The organism is Pseudomonas sp. NPDC086112 (assembly GCF_044746425.1).
Lineage (GTDB): Bacteria > Pseudomonadota > Gammaproteobacteria > Pseudomonadales > Pseudomonadaceae > Aquipseudomonas.
In genome coordinates this window covers 1-1,554 of sequence record NZ_JBIVCD010000101.1, presented here as the reverse complement: position 1 = coordinate 1,554, position 1,554 = coordinate 1, and the positions used below count along the sequence as shown (strand labels likewise).

Below are 1,554 nucleotides of genomic sequence, written 5' to 3'. Positions count from 1 at the left end.
ATGCGGGTTCGATTCCCGCTACCCGCGCCAAGTTTGCAGGTCCTGCAAAGTGTTACGCTCTTGTAGCTCAGTTGGTAGAGCACACCCTTGGTAAGGGTGAGGTCAGCGGTTCAAATCCGCTCAAGAGCTCCATATAACAAGGCAGATATGAAAATATCTGCCTTTGTTTTAATGGCTGATAGTACTTGCTTAATTCTTCTGCTAGGGGTGATTTCGATGGCTAAGGAAAAGTTCGAACGTAACAAGCCGCACGTCAACGTTGGCACCATTGGTCACGTAGACCATGGCAAGACGACCTTGACTGCCGCTCTGACCCGCGTCTGCTCCGAAGTGTTCGGCTCGGCAAAGGTTGACTTCGACAAGATCGATAGCGCCCCAGAAGAAAAAGCTCGTGGTATCACCATTAACACTGCTCACGTTGAGTACGATTCGGCTGTGCGTCACTACGCACATGTTGACTGTCCAGGTCACGCCGACTACGTAAAAAACATGATTACCGGTGCTGCGCAGATGGATGGTGCGATTCTGGTTTGCTCGGCCGCTGATGGTCCGATGCCGCAAACCCGTGAGCACATCCTGCTGTCCCGTCAGGTTGGCGTTCCGTACATCGTTGTCTTCCTGAACAAGGCTGACATGGTTGACGATGCTGAGTTGCTGGAGCTGGTTGAGATGGAAGTGCGTGATCTGTTGAGCACTTACGATTTCCCAGGTGACGACACTCCGATCATCATTGGTTCGGCGCTGATGGCGCTGAATGGTCAAGACGACAACGAGATGGGCACTACTGCTGTCAAGAAGTTGGTCGAGACTCTGGATAGCTATATTCCGCAGCCTGAGCGTGCTATCGATAAGCCGTTCCTGATGCCGATCGAGGATGTGTTCTCGATCTCCGGTCGCGGTACTGTTGTGACTGGTCGTGTTGAGCGTGGCATTGTCCGCATTCAGGAAGAAGTTGAGATTGTTGGTCTTCGTGACACTGTCAAAACTACTTGCACTGGTGTTGAAATGTTCCGCAAGCTGCTCGACGAAGGTCGTGCGGGTGAGAACTGCGGCGTTTTGCTGCGTGGTACCAAGCGTGATGATGTTGAGCGTGGCCAGGTTCTGGTCAAGCCCGGCACTGTCAAGCCGCATACCAAGTTCACTGCTGAGGTTTACGTTCTGAGCAAGGAAGAAGGCGGTCGTCACACTCCGTTCTTCAAGGGCTACCGTCCACAGTTCTACTTCCGTACAACTGACGTGACTGGTAACTGTGAGCTGCCAGAAGGTGTTGAAATGGTGATGCCGGGTGATAACGTTCAAATGACCGTTACCCTGATCAAAACCATCGCAATGGAAGACGGTCTGCGTTTCGCTATCCGTGAAGGCGGTCGTACCGTCGGCGCTGGTGTCGTAGCAAAAGTCATCGAGTAAGCTCTTTTTTGAGTTAGCTTTGATGAGTTGAAAAAGCCTCCGCTTAGCGGGGGCTTTTTTATTGGGTTGACACCTATATGGGGCGTCTATAGAATTGCGCCTCCTTTTAACGGGCGTATTGCGCTCGGTGGGAATAGCAGCCGG

Annotated in this window: 1 protein-coding gene and 1 tRNA gene; both read left to right on the top strand. The window is 52.2% G+C overall.

What is annotated here, in order from left to right:
• The first annotated feature begins 56 nt into the window (after positions 1–56).
• Positions 57–132: transfer RNA gene (locus ACIPLA_RS28235), tRNA-Thr, on the top strand.
• An 84-nt stretch (positions 133–216) separates the two neighbouring features.
• Positions 217–1,410, top strand: coding sequence for an elongation factor Tu (tuf, locus tag ACIPLA_RS28230; RefSeq protein ID WP_007896619.1), 1,194 nt, complete (start codon positions 217–219; stop codon positions 1,408–1,410).
• Positions 1,411–1,554 lie beyond the last annotated feature (144 nt).

Excerpts from the sequence above, each read along its gene's own strand:
- tuf (WP_007896619.1), top strand. The coding sequence starts at position 217 with ATGGCTAAGGAAAAGTTCGAACGTAACAAGCCGCACGTCAACGTTGGC.